Genomic DNA, 15,928 nt, shown 5'->3' with positions numbered 1-15,928 from the left:
CCCCGTTCCCTTTCCCCCGCCCCTTCTCCTGTCCCTGCCCCCGCTTCCTCTTCGCTGTCCGGTCACGAGGGCGACCGGCAGATGTCCTGGCCCGCGCTGCCCGCGGCGATCGTCGCGGCCGCCGCCTTCGTGCTGGGCGCGGGTTTCTACCGCGCCTTCAGCGACCACCACGCGCTCTTCCCGTCCGGTTCCGTCGGCTGGGCGCTGGCCGTCCTGACCGGCGTCATCGTCGGCCATCTGGTCGCGCTCGGCCGGTCCCGCTGGTGGGGCGGCACGGGTTCCGGAGCGGCCCTCACCCTCGCCGTCCTGCTGCTGTACGGCTGGGTGCCGGCCGGGATGGTCAGCCTCACCGTCGTCGTGCTCGTCGGCGTCGCCCGGCGTCACCACTGGCGCCAGGGCGTCCTGCACGGCGCGGTGGACATCCTCGGCATCGGCGCGGGAGCGCTGGTGCTGGCCGTGTTCGGCCGGGCGCCGTCCGTCGAGACGCCCTGGAAACCGGAGAGCTGGACGGTTTACACCGTGCCGCAGGTGGTGCTGGTGGCCGGGGCGTATCTCGCCGTGAGCCGCGCGCTCCTCTGGTACCTCCACACACCCCGCACCGGCGGACTGCCGACCGTGGCCCGCACGGCCCTGGCCAGGCAGGGCCTCGTCGCCGTCGCGCTGCTCGGCATCGCCCCGCTGATCTGTGTCGTCGCCCTCGCCCTCCCGGTGGTCCTGCCGCTCTTCGCCGTACCCCTCATCGCGCTCGACTCCACGCTCTGGATAGCGCGTGCCCGGGCCGAGGAGCAACTGCGTGACCCCCTCACCGGTCTGCCCAACCGGCAGTGGCTTCTCGAACGGACCTGGCGGGCGCTGGACGACGCCGAGCGCATCGGTGCGCGTTCCGCTCTGATGCTGATCGACCTGGACCGCTTCCGGTCCGTGAACGACACGCTCGGACATCTCGCGGGGGACCGGCTGCTGCTGCAGATAGCGGACCGGCTGCGGGTCGCCCTGCCGCGCGGGGCGGAGGCCGCGCGGCTGGGCGGGGACGAGTTCGCCGTGCTGCTGCCCGTCGCCGACTCGACGACGTCCGCGACGCGGGTCGCCCGCGGTCTCGTGACCGCGCTCGGGTCGCCGCTCGACCTCGACGGGCTGACGCTCGTCCTGGAGGCCAGCGCCGGGCTCGCCGTCTTCCCCGACCACTCGCTGGACGCGGAAGGGCTGCTGCGGCGGGCGGACGTCGCGATGTACCAGGCCAAGCGGGACCGCACGGGGGTGGAGGTCTACGAGTCCAAGCGCGACTCCAACACCCCCGACCGGCTCGGGCTGCTGGGGGACCTGCGGCGGGCGCTGGACACGGGGGACGTCGAGGTGCACTACCAGCCGAAGGTGCGGTTCGACGGGCAGGTCGCCGGCCTGGAGGCACTGGTGCGGTGGGTGCACCCCGAGCGCGGGAAGGTGCCGCCGGACGAGTTCATAGCGATCGCCGAGTCGTCCGGCCTGATGCCGCAGCTGACCGAGTACGTACTGGAGACGGCGCTCGCGCAGGTGGCCCGCTGGCGGGCCCAGGGGCTCCGGGTCCCCGTCGCCGTCAACGTGTCGCCCCGGGACGTGCACACACCCGGGTTCGCGGGCTCGGTGGCCGCGCGGCTCGCCCGGCACGGGGTTCCCGCGGGGGCGCTGCAGCTGGAGATCACGGAGCACGTCCTGCTGGAGGATCCGCAGCGGGCCGCGGACACCCTGGCCGGGCTGACCGGGCACGGCGTGAAGATGTCGCTCGACGACTTCGGGACCGGGTACTCGTCGCTGGTGCACCTGCGGCGGCTGCCGGTGAGCGAGCTGAAGATCGACCGGTCGTTCGTGGCGCGGCTCGCGGTGGACACCGAGGACGCGGAGATCGTGCGCTGCACGGTGGACCTCGCGCACTCGCTCGGGCTGCTCGTCGTGGCCGAGGGGGTCGAGGACGACGAGACGTGGGAGCGGCTGCGGGACCTCGGGTGCGACGCGGTGCAGGGGTGGCTGGTGGCCGCGGCGATGCCGCCGGAGGAGGCCACGGCGTGGCTGCTCGCGCGGGGGTCGCGGGGGTGGCAGCGGCCTGCGGCGGCACTGCCCGCGGCAGCGGAGGAGTAGTCGGGTGCGGGCCGGTGGGGGTTGTGCTCTCCCACCCGACCACCCGTGACCGGCGTCCGACCGGTGCGGGTCTCCCGTGGGGCCACCGCACCGCCGGCACCCGCCCGTACGGCACGGGCGGGTGCCGGCGGTGCCCGGCAGTGTGGGCCCCGCCGGTCGGGGACGGGGAAACCGATGCACGGGCAGTCGTGCGGGCCCCATAGGATTGGGGCACATCACACGTACTCACCCCTGAGGATCGCCGCATGGCTGGCATCACGCGCGAGGAGGTCGCCCACCTCGCCCGACTGGCGCGTCTGGAGCTGAAAAGCGAAGAGCTCGACCACTTCGCCGGGCAGCTCGACGACATCATCGGCGCGGTCGCCCGCGTCAGCGAGGTCGCCGACCAAGACGTACCGCCGACCTCCCACCCGCTGCCGCTGACGAACGTCATGCGCGCGGACGAGGTCCGTCCGTCGCTCACCCCCGAGCAGGCGCTCTCCGGCGCCCCGGCCCAGGAGCAGCAGCGTTTCAAGGTGCCGCAGATCCTGGGGGAGGACTAATCACCATGACGGACAGCACGATCGACAACGTCGAGAACGTCGACATCATCAAGCTCACCGCCGCGCAGATCGCCTCCGCGGTCGCCTCCGGCGAACTCACCGCCGTCGAGGTCACCGAGGCCCACCTCGCGCGCATCGGGGCCGTCGACGAGAAGGTGCACGCCTTCCTGCACGTCGACCGCGAAGGGGCGCTCGCCCAGGCCCGCGCGGTCGACGGGAAGCGGGAGCGGGGCGAGAAGCTCGGACCGCTCGCCGGCGTGCCGCTCGCCCTCAAGGACATCTTCACCACCGAGGGCGTCCCGACCACGGTCGGGTCGAAGATGCTCGAAGGCTGGATCCCGCCGTACGACGCCACGGTCACCAGGCGGCTGAAGGACGCCGACGTCGTCATCCTCGGCAAGACCAACATGGACGAGTTCGCCATGGGGTCCAGCACCGAGAACAGCGCGTACGGGGTCACCGGCAACCCCTGGGACCTGACGCGCATCCCCGGCGGCTCCGGCGGCGGCTCGTCCGCGGCCCTCGCCTCCTACCAGGCACCCCTCGCCATCGGCACCGACACCGGCGGCTCCATCCGCCAGCCCGCCGCCGTCACCGGCACGGTCGGCGTGAAGCCGACGTACGGCGCGGTGTCGCGGTACGGCATGGTGGCCTTCAGCAGCAGCCTCGACCAGGGCGGGCCCTGCGCCCGCACGGTCCTCGACGCGGCCCTGCTGCACGAGGTCATCGCCGGGCACGACCCGCTGGACTCGACCTCCGTCGACGAGCCGGTCCCGGCCGTCGTCGAGGCGGCCCGCAACGGCAGCGTGGACGGCATGCGCGTCGGCGTCGTCAAGCAGTTCCGCGGCGAGGGCTACCAGGCCGGTGTCGTGCAGCGCTTCGACGAGTCGGTCGAGCTCCTCAAGGAGCTGGGCGCCGAGATCGTCGAACTGGACTGCCCGTCCTTCGACCTGGCCCTGTCGGCGTACTACCTGATCGCCCCGTCCGAGTGTTCGAGCAACCTCGCCCGCTTCGACGGCCTGCGCTACGGCCTGCGCGTCGGCGACGACGGCACGCACTCCGCCGAGGAGGTCACCGCCCTCACCCGTGAGGCGGGCTTCGGCGACGAGGTCAAGCGCCGCATCATGCTCGGCACGTACGCCCTCAGCTCCGGCTACTACGACGCGTACTACGGCAGCGCCCAGAAGGTCCGTACGCTCATCACCCGGGACTTCGAGAAGGCGTTCGAGCAGGTCGACGTGATCGTCTCCCCGACGACCCCGACCACCGCCTTCCCGATCGGCGAGCGCGCCGACGACCCGATGGCGATGTACCTCGCCGACCTGTGCACCATCCCCACGAACCTCGCGGGCAACGCCGCGATGTCGCTGCCCTGCGGCCTCGCGCCCGAGGACAACCTGCCCGTCGGCCTGCAGATCATCGCACCGGCCCTCAAGGACGACCGCCTGTACAAGGTGGGAGCCGCCGTCGAGGCCGCGTTCGTGGAACGCTGGGGCCACCCGCTGATCGAGGAGGCTCCGTCGCTGTGAGTGCCATGGCCAAGAAGGCAAAGAACTTCAAGAAGTCGAAGACCGGGCTGTACGTGTCGCTCGGCAGTACCGCGTTCGGCATGATCAGCGTCGCCAAGCAGGCCAAGCTGGCCCGCAGCGACGGCGACACGCTGAGGCTCGTCGACGCCGCCGTGTCCGCCGCCGCCATCGTCACCGGCCTCGCCATCCTCTACCGGGAGCTCAAGCGCCTGGGCGACGAAGACGTCCTGCTGGGCTGAGAGGGAAAGTTCACCGTGACTGCCACGACTGACCTGGTGTCGTACGAGGACGCGCTGGCGTCGTACGACCCCGTCATGGGCCTGGAGGTCCATGTCGAGCTCGGCACCAGGACCAAGATGTTCTGCGGGTGCTCCACCGAGCTGGGCGCCGCGCCCAACTCGCAGACCTGCCCGACCTGTCTCGGCATGCCCGGCGCGCTGCCGGTCGTGAACGCGATCGGCGTCGAGTCCGCCATCAAGATCGGTCTCGCGCTGCACTGCGAGATCGCCGAGTGGTGCCGCTTCGCCCGGAAGAACTACTTCTACCCGGACATGCCGAAGAACTTCCAGACCTCCCAGTACGACGAGCCGATCGCCTTCAACGGCTACCTCGACGTGCAGCTGGAGGACGGCGAGGTCTTCCGCGTGGAGATCGAGCGCGCCCACATGGAGGAGGACACCGGCAAGTCCACGCACGTGGGCGGCGCCACCGGCCGCATCCACGGCGCCTCGCACTCGCTGCTCGACTACAACCGCGCGGGCATCCCCCTCATCGAGATCGTCACCAAGCCGATCGAGGGCGCGGGCGAGCGCGCCCCCGAGGTCGCCAAGGCGTACGTCGCCGAGCTGCGCGAGCTCATCAGGGCGCTCGGCGTGTCCGAGGCCCGCATGGAGATGGGCCAGATGCGCTGCGACGTGAACCTGTCGCTGCGCCCGCACGGCCGGGAGAAGTTCGGCACGCGCAGCGAGACGAAGAACGTCAACTCGCTGCGTTCCGTCGAGCGCGCGGCCCGCTTCGAGATCCAGCGGCACGCGGCCGTGCTGAACGACGGCGGCACGATCATCCAGGAGACCCGCCACTTCCACGAGGACACGGGCTCCACGACCTCGGGCCGGGTGAAGGAGGAGGCGGAGGACTACCGCTACTTCCCCGAGCCGGACCTCGTCCCGGTCGCCCCGTCCCGCGAGTGGGTCGAGGAGCTGCGCGCGGGCCTGCCCGAGCTGCCGCTGGCCCGCCGCAACCGGCTGCGCGAGGAGTGGGGCGTGAGCGCCCACGACATGCAGTCGATGCTCAACGCCGGGGCCATCGACCTCATCGTCGCCACGATCGCGGCGGGTGCCGACGCGACGTCCGCCCGCAAGTGGTGGATGGGCGAGCTGGCGCGCACGGCCAACGAGACGGGGGTGTCCCTGGACGCCCTCGCCATCACGCCCGAGCAGGTCGCCCGGGTGACCGCCCTGGTCGCCGAGGGTTCCCTCAACGACAAGCTGGCCCGCCAGGTCATCGAGGGCGTCGTCAAGGGCGAGGGCGCGCCGGACGAGGTCGTCGAGAAGCGCGGTCTGAAGGTCGTCTCCGACGAGGGGGCCCTGACGGCCGCCGTCGACGAGGCCATCGCCGGCAACCCGGGCGTCGCGGACAAGATCCGCGGCGGCAAGGTGGCCGCGGTCGGCGCCCTGGTGGGCGCCGTCATGAAGGCCACGCGGGGGCAGGCCGACGCCGCCCGTGTCAAGGAGCTGATCCTGGAGAAGCTCGGCGTCGAGGGCTAGCCCTCGGTCCTTCCGCCCAACCGAAGGGGCGGGGCACCCGATCACGGGTGCCCCGCCCCTTCGCGTTCCGCCACCGGGCGTCCTGGGGCCGCGCGGCTCCCCGCGCCCCCATGGGACGACAGAGTCCGTCGGATCGTCGTGTGAGTCGTGTGAACCGCCCCGCACTCCTGTGAGTAACACCACGAACAAGACCAACGATCACTTTTGGCTGCAAGGGTGACAAGGCATCGTTCATGTGTTCTTTGCGGGCGATTCCCGATGAAGATCCACGAATCACTCAGGGAGCTCGTCCGTGGCAGCCCCAGCACGCTGGTGCGTCCAGCACCGCCTCGCCACCCTCCTGCTCTGGCTGCTGGCGCTCGGCGGCACCGCCGTCGCCGCCTCCGTCACCGGATCCGCGTACTCCAACGACTACCAGGTGCCGGGCACCGAGTCGGGCCGTGCCACCGAGCTCCTCCAGGACAACTTCCCGGGCCTGGAGGGCGACAGCGCCACCGTCGTCTGGCGCTCCGGCCCCGGCACGGTGCGTGCCGCCGACGTCGAGCAGACCATGACCCGCGCCCTCGACACCGTCGCCGGTCTGCCGGGGGTCGCCGGGGTCGACGGCCCGTACCGGGGCCGCGCCCCGGAGCGGATCAGCGAGGACGGGCGTACGGCCTACGCCACGGTGGCCTTCGACGACCCGGCCGAGGACGTCGACCGGGGCGAGGCGGCGGCGGTCGTCCGTGCCGCGAAGGCCGCCGAGGCCGACGGACTCCAGGTGGAACTGGGCGGCCAGGCCATAGGTCTCACCGAGTCCCCGGACGGGCACCTCGCCGAGACCGTCGGCGTGGCCGTCGCCGCCGTGGTCCTCTTCCTGGCCTTCGGCTCCCTCGCCGCCTCGCTGCTGCCCATCGCCACGGCCCTGGTGAGCGTCGGCACCGCGTACGCGGGGATCGTGCTCCTCGGCCACGTGATGACCGTCGCCGACTTCGCGCCGATGCTCGGCCTGCTGATCGGGCTCGGCGTCGGCATCGACTACGCGCTGTTCATCGTGACCAGGCACCGCCGCGGCCTGAAGCGCGGCCTCCCCGTCGAGGAGGCCGCACGCAGCGCCGTGGCCACCACCGGGCGCGCGGTCGTCTTCGCGGGCGCCACCGTCTGCATCGCCCTGCTCGGCATGCTGATCCTGCGGCTCGGCTTCCTCAACGGCGTCGCGATCGCGGCGTCCCTCACCGTGGTCCTGACCGTCGCGGCCTCGGTGACCCTGCTGCCCGCGCTGCTCTCCTTCATCGGCACGCGCGCGCTGAGCCGCCGCGAACGCCGTCTGCTGGACGAGCACGGGCCCCGGCCGGAGGTCCCGGCCGGGCTCGCCGCCCGCTGGTCCGCCTTCGTCGAACGGCACCCCAAGCTCCTGGGCGGCGCCGCCCTGGCCGTCATGGCGCTGCTCGCGCTGCCGGTGTCCTCCCTGCACCTGGGCACCTCCGACCAGGGCAACAACCCGGGGACGACCACCACACGGCAGGCGTACGACCTGATCGCGGACGGCTTCGGGCCCGGCCTGAACGGGCCGTTGACCCTCGTCACACCCGTCACCGGAGCCCAGGACAGACTGGCCCTCGACGACCTCGACGCCACGCTCCGGGGGACCGAGGGCGTCCGGAGCGCGACCCCGGTGACGTACGACACCGACGGGGACACCGCCCACCTCACCGTCGTACCGGAGTCCGCGCCGCAGTCCCGGCGGACCAGCGAACTCGTCGACCGGCTGCGCGAGGAGGTGCTGCCGCGGGCCGAGCGCGGCACCGCGCTCGACCTGGACGTCGGCGGGACGACCGCCGGGTACGACGACTTCGCCGATGTCGTCGTCGGCAAGCTGCCCCTCTTCGTGGGCGTGGTGATCGGTCTCGGCTGCGTCCTGCTGCTGCTCGCCTTCCGGTCCGTCGGCATCCCCCTGAAGGCCGCCGCGATGAACGTCGCGGCCGTCGCCGCCGCCTTCGGGGTCGTCGTCGCGATCTTCCAGTGGGGCTGGGGCAGCGAACTGCTGGGTCTTGGCCGGGCGGGCCCGATCGAGCCCTTCCTGCCCGTGATCATGGTCTCCGTGCTCTTCGGGCTCTCCATGGACTACCAGGTGTTCCTGGTCAGCAGGATGTACGAGGAGTGGCTGGAGACCGGTGACAACCGCCGGGCCGTCCGCGTGGGCCTCGCCGAGACCGGCCGGGTGATCAACTCCGCCGCCGTGATCATGATCTCGGTCTTCCTGGCCTTCGTGCTCAGCGGCGACCGCGTCATAGCGATGTTCGGCATAGCCCTGGCCGCCGCCGTCGCCCTGGACGCCTTCGTGCTCCGTACGCTCCTGGTGCCCGCCCTGATGCACCTGCTGGGCGGGGCCAACTGGTGGCTGCCCGGCTGGCTCGACCGGCGGCTGCCGCACCTGAGCATCGAGCCGCCGGAAATCCGTACCCCCGGCGAGGGCCGCCGTGCGAAGATCCCGAAGGCGCGCGGGGACGCGCCCGTGGACGTGAGGGTGAGGGAGCGGCAACCGGATGTACGCGATATCGCTGGGTGACGACGGAGCCGAGCTGCGACCCCTGGAACCCTGGCACGCGGAGGAGTTCCTCGCCCACCTCGACCGCGGACGCGGGTTCGTCCAGCAGTACATCCCCTTCGGGTCGCGCGCCACGGACGTGGCCTCCGCGCGCGAGCTGCTCCAGTTGTTCGCCGACAAGAAGGCCACCGACACCGGCGGCCTGCACGGCGTGTGGCTGGACGGACTGCTCGTCGGCGGTGTGCTCTTCCGCACCTTCGACGCGGAGCAGGGCACCTGCGAGGTCGGCTGCTGGCTGGAGCCCGCCGCGGTCGGCCGGGGCCTGATCACCCGCGCGGCACGCGTCCTCATCGACTGGGCGGTCGACGAGCGCGGCATCCACCGGGTGGAGTGGTACGCGGCCGCCGCCAACGAACCCAGTCTGAACGTGGCACGACGGCTCGGCATGAGCCGCGAGGGCGTCCTCAGGGAGAACCGGCTCCACCGCGGCGTCCGCCAGGACACCGAGGTCTGGTCGGTGCTCGCACCGGAATGGCGCAACGCCCGCGCGCGTCGATCGGGGAATCTTTAAGAAATTCTCAGACAGCGTCCGTACGGTGCGGAGCATGGGAACCAAGTCAGAGAACGAAGCCGGAATCGAGACCGGCACCGGGGCACGGCGCGACGACGAGGCAGTGAGGCTCGACAAGGCCGCAGGGACCGCAGGGGCCGGGGAAGCCGGACAGATCGGAGAGGTCGAGGAAGCCAGGGAGGCAGGGGAGACAACAGGGGAGCCCGAGAGGGGCGGGGAGACCCAGGAGGGCGAGGGAATCGGGGACGAGCGGGCCGGGGCCGCGGCGCACACCGCCCCGGGCGTGGCCATGGGCGCCGCCGCCGTCGTCTCCGCCGGACTCGGCGTCGTCTCGCTGACCGGCAGCTGGGTCGGCACCGTCGCCCAGGCCCGCGACTCGCTGTACGGCCAGCTCGAAACCGTGCAGGGCGCGCCGGTCGCCACCCAGATCGAGCAGGTGTACGCCGACTCCTGGAACGCCAACGCGCTGGTCGCCGGCTTCTTCGCGCTCGCCGCGCTGATCGTCGGCGTCGTGGTGCTGGTGCGCCCCGCCTTCGGCAACCCGGACCGGATCCCCGCCCAGTCCCCGTGGGTCAAGTCCGTCGCCTGGGCGGGCGTCTCGCTCGGCGTCGTCGGCCTGCTGCTGGCCGCGCTCAAGTACTCCGACGTCCTGCTCGGTGTGCCGAGCACCGGCTGAGGGACCGCAGGTCCTGAGGGGCCTTAGTTCCCCCGTGAGGCACTCACGGGGGAACTAAGGCCCCTCGTGCGTCCAGGATGCGGAACCCTCCCGATGCGGCGCACCCCCCTCAGGAACGAAGGTCGAGCCATCGCCACGGGCGAGACCGGGCGAGACCGGGCGAGGCCGACAGCGACTTTCGACGAGTCGCTCTTCACGAGGGGTACGACATGCTCGCGTACGAGCTCCAGAAGATCCGTTCCGCGGAGATGATCCGCGACGCCGACGACTACCGCAGGGCCCGCGAGGCCGTCCGCGGCCGCCGTACCGCCGGGCACGCGTCCGCGCGGTCCGGCCGCGACGACGGCGAGGGGCGGGTGAACGGCCGCCGTCACCGCAGGCTCCGGTTCGCGCGCACGGCATGAGCGCGGGAGCGGGAAAGGGCGGCCGGGCGGGAGGGGGCGGCCGGGCAGGGGGCCGGGCCGTGACCGGATCGCCGGCGGCCGGGGCCGCGGTGACGGACCCCTGTGCGATGCTCGGCGCTGTGGAGACCCGGTCCGTCAGCCCCGTCTTCGTCGGCCGGACCGACGAACTGGCCGTACTGGACGAGGCGCTCGCCCGCGCCGCCGCGGGCGGGCCGCAGGCGCTGCTGCTCGGCGGTGAGGCCGGCGTCGGGAAGACCCGGCTCATGGAGGAGTTCGCGGTGGGCGCCCGCCGGAAGGGCGCCGTCGTGGCGGTCGGCGGCTGCGTCGAGATCGGCGCCGACGGCCTGCCCTTCGCCCCGTTCTCCGCCGCCCTGCGGGCCCTGCGCCGCGAGCTGCCCGCCGCACTGGCCGCGGCGGCCGCGGGGCAGGAGGGGGAACTGGCCCGGCTGCTGCCCGAACTGGGGGAGAGCGCGCGGGGGCGGCACGACGAGGACGGCACGGCCCGCCTCTTCGACCTCACCGTCCGTCTCCTGGAGCGCGTCGCCGCCGAGCGGCCCGTCGTCCTCCTCCTGGAGGACCTGCACTGGGCGGACGCCTCGACCCGCCACCTCCTCGCCCACCTCCTGCGGACCCTGCGCGACGGACGGCTCCTCGTCGTCGCCACCTACCGCGCCGACGACATCCACCGCCGTCACCCGCTGCGCCCCCTGCTCGCCGAACTCGACCGGCTGCGCACCGTCCGCCGGATCGGGCTGGGCCGCCTCGGCCGGGCCGAGGTCGCCCGCCAGATCGCCGGGATCCTCGCCCGCGAACCCGACCCGGCCCGGGTCGACGACATCTTCGCCCGCTCCGACGGAAACGCGTTCTTCGTCGAGGAGCTGGCCGTGGCCGCCCGGGACGGCGGCCCCACCGGCCTCACCGACACCCTGCGCGACCTGCTCCTCGTCCGGGTCGAGAACCTGCCCGAGGACTCCCGGCGGGTCGTCGCGATCGTCGCCGGGGGCGGCTCGGCCGTGGAGCACCGGCTGCTCGCCGCCGTGGCCGGGCTCTCCGGGGACGACCTCGCCGAGGACGCCCTCATCGAGGCCCTGCGGGCCGCCGTCGGCGCCCACATCCTGCTCGCCGCACCCGGCGGGGACGGCTACCGCTTCCGCCACTCCCTGGTGCGCGAGGCCGTCGTCGACGACCTGCTGCCCGCTGAGCGCGCCCGCCTCCACCGCCGGTACGCCGAGGCCCTGGAGGCCGACCCCTCGCTCGTCCCGGCGGAGGAGCACGCCGCCCGGCTGGCCGGCCACTGGTACCACGCGCACGACGCCGCCAAGGCCCTGCCCGCGGTCCTCGACGCCGCGGCCGCGGCCCGCCGCCGCCACGCCTACGCGGAGCAGTTGCGGCTCCTGGAGCGGGCGATGGAACTGTGGGACAGGGCTCCCGAGTCCGTACGCGCCGGACTGCGGCCCGTCGACCGCACCGGGACGTACCCCTCCTCCCCGCCGCCCGAAGGACGCGGGCCTGGCGGGTGCGGCTCCGAAGGACGCGGGGGCATCCCCGGTGACGGCACCCCGGCCGCCGCGCCGCCGCGCTACCTGGACCTGATGGCCGAGGCCACCGTGGCGGGCCGGTTCTGCGGCGAGCGCCGACGCGCCCTGCGGATCACCGAACGAGCGCTGCGCCTGCTGGAGGACGGGCGGGACCCCCTGCGCGCGGCCTGGTTCTGGATCCAGCGCTCCCGGCTCGTCGAGGGGCAGGGCCTCGGCGACGGCCGGCGGGAACTCGCCACCGCGCAGGAACTGGTCAGGGGATTGCCGCCGTCCGGGGTGCACGCCGAGGTCCTCGCCAACGTCGCCAACTGGTCGATGATCCACAGACCCGGCCCGGACGCGCTCCGGGCCGCCGAGCGCGCCGTCCAGTACGCCCGCATGGTCGGGGCCCGCGACATCGAGCTGAACGCCCGGCTCACCCTGGGCGGGCTCCTCGTCGAGTCGGGCGACGTCGAGGCCGGACTCGCTGAGGTCCACGCGGTCAGGGAGCACGCCGCGGAATCCGGCGCCACCTACGTGACGGGCCGCGCCCATGTGAACCTGCCGGCCCATCTGGAGGGCGTCGGCCGCTCCCTGGAGGCCGTGCGCATCCTCCGGGAGAGCGTCGGGGTCGCCCGGGGGCTGGGCCTGCCGGACACCGAGGCATGGGTCTGGAGCAACCTCGGCGAGTCCCTCTTCTCGCTGGGCCGCTGGGACGAGGCCGCCGAGGCCGGCCAGCACGCGGAGCGGGTGGGCCGGAGCGTCCGGTCCCGCGGCCTCCGCGCCACCCTGCGCGCCCAGATCTCGCTCGCCCGCGGCGACCTGGCCACCGCCGGCGAACAACTGGCGCGGGCGCGCGAGCACTTCGGCGTCCACGACACCGTGCCCCAGCAGGCGCTGCCGCTCGCCACGGTCGCGATCGGCGCCGCCGCCGCGGAAGGCCGTCTCGCCGACGCCCGCGCGGAACTGGACGGGGCGCTGGGCCCCGGCATCCCGCCGGGCGCCCAGCGCTACGGGTGGCCCCTGCTGATCGCCGCGGCCGCGGCGGAGGCCGACGCCCGGGGACTGCCCGCCGCGGGGGAGGGCCGCGCCGAACTCGTCGAGCGCCTCCGCGCGACCGCGAAGTCCCTCGCCGCGAACGTGCCCGTCTGGCGGGCGCACGAGTGCTGGACGCGCGCCGAACTGCTGTGTGCGGAGGGCCGGGACACCCCGGACGACTGGTTCGAGGCGGTCTCCGCCTTCGAGACGCTGGAGCGTCCGTACGACCTGGCCCGCGTCCGGTACCGGCTCGCGGAGGCGCTGCTGTGCTCCGGCGGTACGGAGGAGGAGCGGGGCCGCGCCACCGAGCTGCTGCGGCTGGCCGGGGCCGTGGCCGACCACCTCGGCGCGCGACCGCTCTCCGACGCCGTGTCCCTGCTGGCGCGGCGCGCCCGTCTCACGCTCGCCGGTCCGCCCGGACGGACCCCGTCCGCTCCCGCCGACCCGGCCGGGGCGCTGGGCCTCACCGGCCGGGAGCGCGAGGTGCTGCGGCTGGTGGCCGCCGGCCGCAGCAACCGGCAGATCGCCGGGGAGCTGTTCATCTCCCCGAAGACGGCCAGCGTGCACGTCTCGAACATCCTGGCCAAGCTCGGGGTCTCCGGGCGGGGCGAGGCGGCGGCGCTGGCGCACCGGATGCGCCTGTTCCCACCGGAACAGACCGGTCCGCCGGTCACCGGCGCGCCTGTCAGCGGCGGGTCCGTCACCGGTCCGTCCGTCACCGGTCCGCCCGCCACCGGTCCGCCCGCCACCGGCGAGTCGGTCGCCGGCGAGTCGGTCACCGGTCCGGCCGGCCGGACCGGCTGAGTTCCGGGTGCCCGGAGCTCAGCCCTCCGGCCGGGCCGGAGGCCGCCGCGCGGACGGCCCCGGCTCACTTCACCCGCAGCTCCAGGATCCGGTCGCCGGTCGCGCCCGAGCTCCCCCGTCCGTCCGTCTCGCTCGTGACCAGCCACAGCCTGTCGCCGCCCGCCGCCACCACCGTGCGCAGACGGCCGTACTCGCCGGTCAGGAATGCCTGCGGGTCCGCCGACTTCCCGGTGCCGTCCAGCGGGACACGCCACAGCCGCTTGCCGCGCAGGCCGGCCATCCAGACGGAGCCCTTCGCGTAGGCGATGCCGCTGGGGGACGCCTCGTCAGTGCTCCACTGGTCGACGGGGTTCTCGTACCGGGAGTCGTCGGCCTCGCCCTCCGCGTCCGGCCAGCCGTAGTTGCCGCCCGGCTTGATGTGGTTCAGCTCGTCCCAGGTGTCCTGGCCGAACTCCGAGGCGAAGAGGCGCTGCTCGGTGTCCCAGGCGAGACCCTGCACATTGCGGTGGCCGTACGAGTAGACCGGCGAGCCGAACGGGTTGCCCGGTGCCGGCTCGCCCTCCGGCGTCAGACGGAGGATCTTGCCGCCCGTCGACTTCTTGTCCTGGGCCAGCTCGGTGACGTAGGTCTCGCCCGTGCCCACGTACAGCATCCTGTCCGGGCCGAAGGCGATCCGGCCGCCGTTGTGGTTTGTGCCCTTCGGGATGCCCCGGAACACCGTGTCGGGGGCGCCCAGCTGCTCACCGGCCGGCTTCTCCGCGTCGTACTGCATGCGCACGACGCGGTTGTCGGAGTCCGAGGTGAAGTACGCGTAGACCATGTGGTCCGACGCGTAGGACGGGGAGAGGGCCAGCCCCATCAGACCGCCCTCGCCGCCGGGGGCGACTCCGGGCACCGAGCCCAGCTCGGTCTTCTTCCCGGTCCTCTCGTCGACCCGGGTGATCGTCCCCCCGTCCCGCGAGGACACCAGGAGGCCGCCCTCGGGCAGCGGAGCGAGGCCCCAGGGCGACTTGAGGCCCTCGGTGACGGTCCGTACGACCTTCACGGAGCCCTTGGCGGGCGGTGTCGGTGCGGCCGCCCGCCCGGAGGCCGGGGCCGAGGTGCCGGGCTCCGGGCTGCCCGGGGACGAGCTCCTGCCGTCGCCCGGACCCTCCCCGCCGTCCGAGGAGCAGCCGGCCGTCAGCAGGAGCGCGGCTGCGGCCAACACGGCCGTCACAGCTCGACGTTGCACGATCAGGTTCCCTTCGCCGCGGCACGTTCTCTTTTTCATACACCGCCCGGACCCCACGAGTTCCCGATCACGGAGACCGAATCGCCGGTACGCCGCCGGAACCGGGCGATCCGGCCCCGGAGGGCCCGCCCGGTACCGCCGGGAGTCCTGTTCAGTCCCAGGACCCCAGTGCCGGGGGCAGAGCCGCGATCTCGGCCAGGTCCCCCTCCGTGAGGCGCAGCCCGGCCGCTCCCGCGTTCTCCGCGACCCAGCACTCCCGCTTGGCGCCGGGCACCGGAACCACGTGCGGCCCGCACGACAGCACCCACGCGAGAGCCACCTGCGCGGGGGTGACGTTCGCCCCCCGCGCCGCCGAGTGGCGGGCGGCCACGCGGCGCAGACCCACGACTATCGGCTGGTTCGCGGCCATCATCTCGGCGGTGAACCGGGGGTGCCGGGCCCGCATGTCGTGGCGCTCGAACCCCTCGCCGGGGGTGAGCGTCCCGGTCAGGAAGCCGTTGCCGAGGGGCATCGCCGCCAGGAACCCGACACCGCGCGCCCCGCACCACGGCAGCAGGGCCTCCAGCGCCTCCGGCGACCACACCGACAACTCGGCCTGCACCGCGCTCACCGGGAAGACCTGCTGCACCCGCTCCAGGGTGCGGATCGTCCCGTCGTACGGCCGCGCCCCCGGCCTGCGGCGGAAGTGCGCCCCCACCGCGCACAGCCCGAGGGCCCGCACCTTCCCCGCCGTGACGAGTTCCGCCATCGCGCCCCAGGTCTCCTCGACCGGCACCTCCGGGTCCTCGCGGTGCAGCTGGTAGAGGTCTATGACATCCGTCTGGAGCCGGCGCAGCGAGGCGTCGCACGCCCGTCTCACGTAGCTGGGGCGGCCGTTGGCCACGAGGTGCTGCTCGCCCACCAGCAGGCCGACCTTGGTCGACACGAAGGCCCGCGCGCGCCGGTCCTTCAGCGCGCGCCCCACCAGCAGCTCGTTGGTGAAGGGCCCGTACATGTCGGCGGTGTCCAGCAGCGTCGCACCCCGGTCGAGGGCCGCGTGCACGGTCCGCAGCGACTCGGCGCCCCGCTGCCGCGAACCCGAGTACGCCCAGCTCATCGGCATGCAGCCGAGGCCCACAGCCCCCACTTCGAGCGCCGCCGCCCCGATCGTCCTGCGCTCCACCGGCCGCGCCCTCCCTTTCCTGGCACCCCAAACTAACCCCTGCGTCCAC

12 protein-coding genes are annotated in these 15,928 nt (G+C 73.5%); 10 read left to right on the top strand and 2 right to left on the bottom strand.

What is annotated here, in order from left to right:
* The 10 genes from KM933_RS21220 to KM933_RS21175 all read left to right on the top strand — a co-directional run.
* Window positions 1-2,112 (top strand): putative bifunctional diguanylate cyclase/phosphodiesterase (locus tag KM933_RS21220; protein WP_260333913.1); only part of this gene is annotated, 2,112 nt, incomplete at its 5' end.
* A 245-nt stretch (window positions 2,113-2,357) separates the two neighbouring features.
* Window positions 2,358-2,654: an Asp-tRNA(Asn)/Glu-tRNA(Gln) amidotransferase subunit GatC gene (gene gatC, locus KM933_RS21215; RefSeq protein WP_149509469.1), complete on the top strand. Its 297-nt coding sequence runs from the start codon at window positions 2,358-2,360 to the stop codon at window positions 2,652-2,654.
* A gap of 5 nt (window positions 2,655-2,659) precedes the next feature.
* Window positions 2,660-4,183, top strand: coding sequence for an Asp-tRNA(Asn)/Glu-tRNA(Gln) amidotransferase subunit GatA (gatA, locus tag KM933_RS21210; RefSeq protein WP_221354498.1), 1,524 nt, complete (start codon window positions 2,660-2,662; stop codon window positions 4,181-4,183).
* Between the two features lie 5 nt (window positions 4,184-4,188).
* On the top strand, window positions 4,189-4,422 hold the full coding sequence (locus tag KM933_RS21205; protein WP_221354496.1) for a hypothetical protein: 234 nt from the start codon (window positions 4,189-4,191) through the stop codon (window positions 4,420-4,422).
* Between the two features lie 15 nt (window positions 4,423-4,437).
* On the top strand, window positions 4,438-5,949 hold the full coding sequence (gatB, locus tag KM933_RS21200; protein WP_221354494.1) for an Asp-tRNA(Asn)/Glu-tRNA(Gln) amidotransferase subunit GatB: 1,512 nt from the start codon (window positions 4,438-4,440) through the stop codon (window positions 5,947-5,949).
* A 292-nt stretch (window positions 5,950-6,241) separates the two neighbouring features.
* The gene (locus KM933_RS21195) at window positions 6,242-8,497 is read left to right on the top strand and encodes an MMPL family transporter (protein WP_221354492.1); all 2,256 of its coding nucleotides are present in this window, start codon (window positions 6,242-6,244) and stop codon (window positions 8,495-8,497) included.
* Window positions 8,475-9,047: a GNAT family N-acetyltransferase gene (locus KM933_RS21190; protein WP_221354490.1), complete on the top strand. Its 573-nt coding sequence runs from the start codon at window positions 8,475-8,477 to the stop codon at window positions 9,045-9,047. The genes KM933_RS21195 and KM933_RS21190 overlap by 23 nt, the downstream gene beginning before the upstream one ends.
* 34 nt (window positions 9,048-9,081) lie before the next feature.
* A complete protein-coding gene (locus tag KM933_RS21185) occupies window positions 9,082-9,723 on the top strand; it encodes a hypothetical protein (protein ID WP_221354488.1) in 642 nt (213 codons plus the stop codon).
* Window positions 9,724-9,932: 209 nt separating this feature from the next.
* Window positions 9,933-10,127, top strand: coding sequence for a hypothetical protein (locus KM933_RS21180; protein ID WP_221354486.1), 195 nt, complete (start codon window positions 9,933-9,935; stop codon window positions 10,125-10,127).
* On the top strand, window positions 10,124-13,486 hold the full coding sequence (locus KM933_RS21175; protein WP_430727349.1) for a helix-turn-helix transcriptional regulator: 3,363 nt from the start codon (window positions 10,124-10,126) through the stop codon (window positions 13,484-13,486). Before KM933_RS21180 ends, KM933_RS21175 begins: the two co-directional genes overlap by 4 nt.
* A 64-nt stretch (window positions 13,487-13,550) precedes the next feature.
* On the opposite strand, the gene KM933_RS21170 is transcribed toward KM933_RS21175, so the two are convergent.
* The gene (locus tag KM933_RS21170; protein WP_221354484.1) at window positions 13,551-14,702 is read right to left on the bottom strand and encodes a PQQ-dependent sugar dehydrogenase; all 1,152 of its coding nucleotides are present in this window, start codon (window positions 14,700-14,702) and stop codon (window positions 13,551-13,553) included.
* Between the two features lie 166 nt (window positions 14,703-14,868).
* A complete protein-coding gene (locus KM933_RS21165) occupies window positions 14,869-15,879 on the bottom strand; it encodes an aldo/keto reductase (protein ID WP_221354482.1) in 1,011 nt (336 codons plus the stop codon).
* Window positions 15,880-15,928 lie beyond the last annotated feature (49 nt).

The organism is Streptomyces beigongshangae, assembly GCF_019710745.1.
Taxonomy (GTDB): Bacteria; Actinomycetota; Actinomycetes; order Streptomycetales; family Streptomycetaceae; genus Streptomyces; species Streptomyces beigongshangae.
The sequence above is the reverse complement of the archived record's forward strand: the minus strand, read 5'-3'. Positions and strand labels throughout refer to the sequence as shown.

Excerpts from the sequence above, each read along its gene's own strand:
- gatC (WP_149509469.1), top strand. The coding sequence starts at position 2,358 with ATGGCTGGCATCACGCGCGAGGAGGTCGCCCACCTCGCCCGACTGGCG.
- gatA (WP_221354498.1), top strand. The coding sequence starts at position 2,660 with ATGACGGACAGCACGATCGACAACGTCGAGAACGTCGACATCATCAAG.
- KM933_RS21205 (WP_221354496.1), top strand. The coding sequence starts at position 4,189 with ATGGCCAAGAAGGCAAAGAACTTCAAGAAGTCGAAGACCGGGCTGTAC.
- KM933_RS21190 (WP_221354490.1), top strand. The coding sequence starts at position 8,475 with ATGTACGCGATATCGCTGGGTGACGACGGAGCCGAGCTGCGACCCCTG.
- KM933_RS21185 (WP_221354488.1), top strand. The coding sequence starts at position 9,082 with ATGGGAACCAAGTCAGAGAACGAAGCCGGAATCGAGACCGGCACCGGG.
- KM933_RS21180 (WP_221354486.1), top strand. The coding sequence starts at position 9,933 with ATGCTCGCGTACGAGCTCCAGAAGATCCGTTCCGCGGAGATGATCCGC.
- KM933_RS21175 (WP_430727349.1), top strand. The coding sequence starts at position 10,124 with ATGAGCGCGGGAGCGGGAAAGGGCGGCCGGGCGGGAGGGGGCGGCCGG.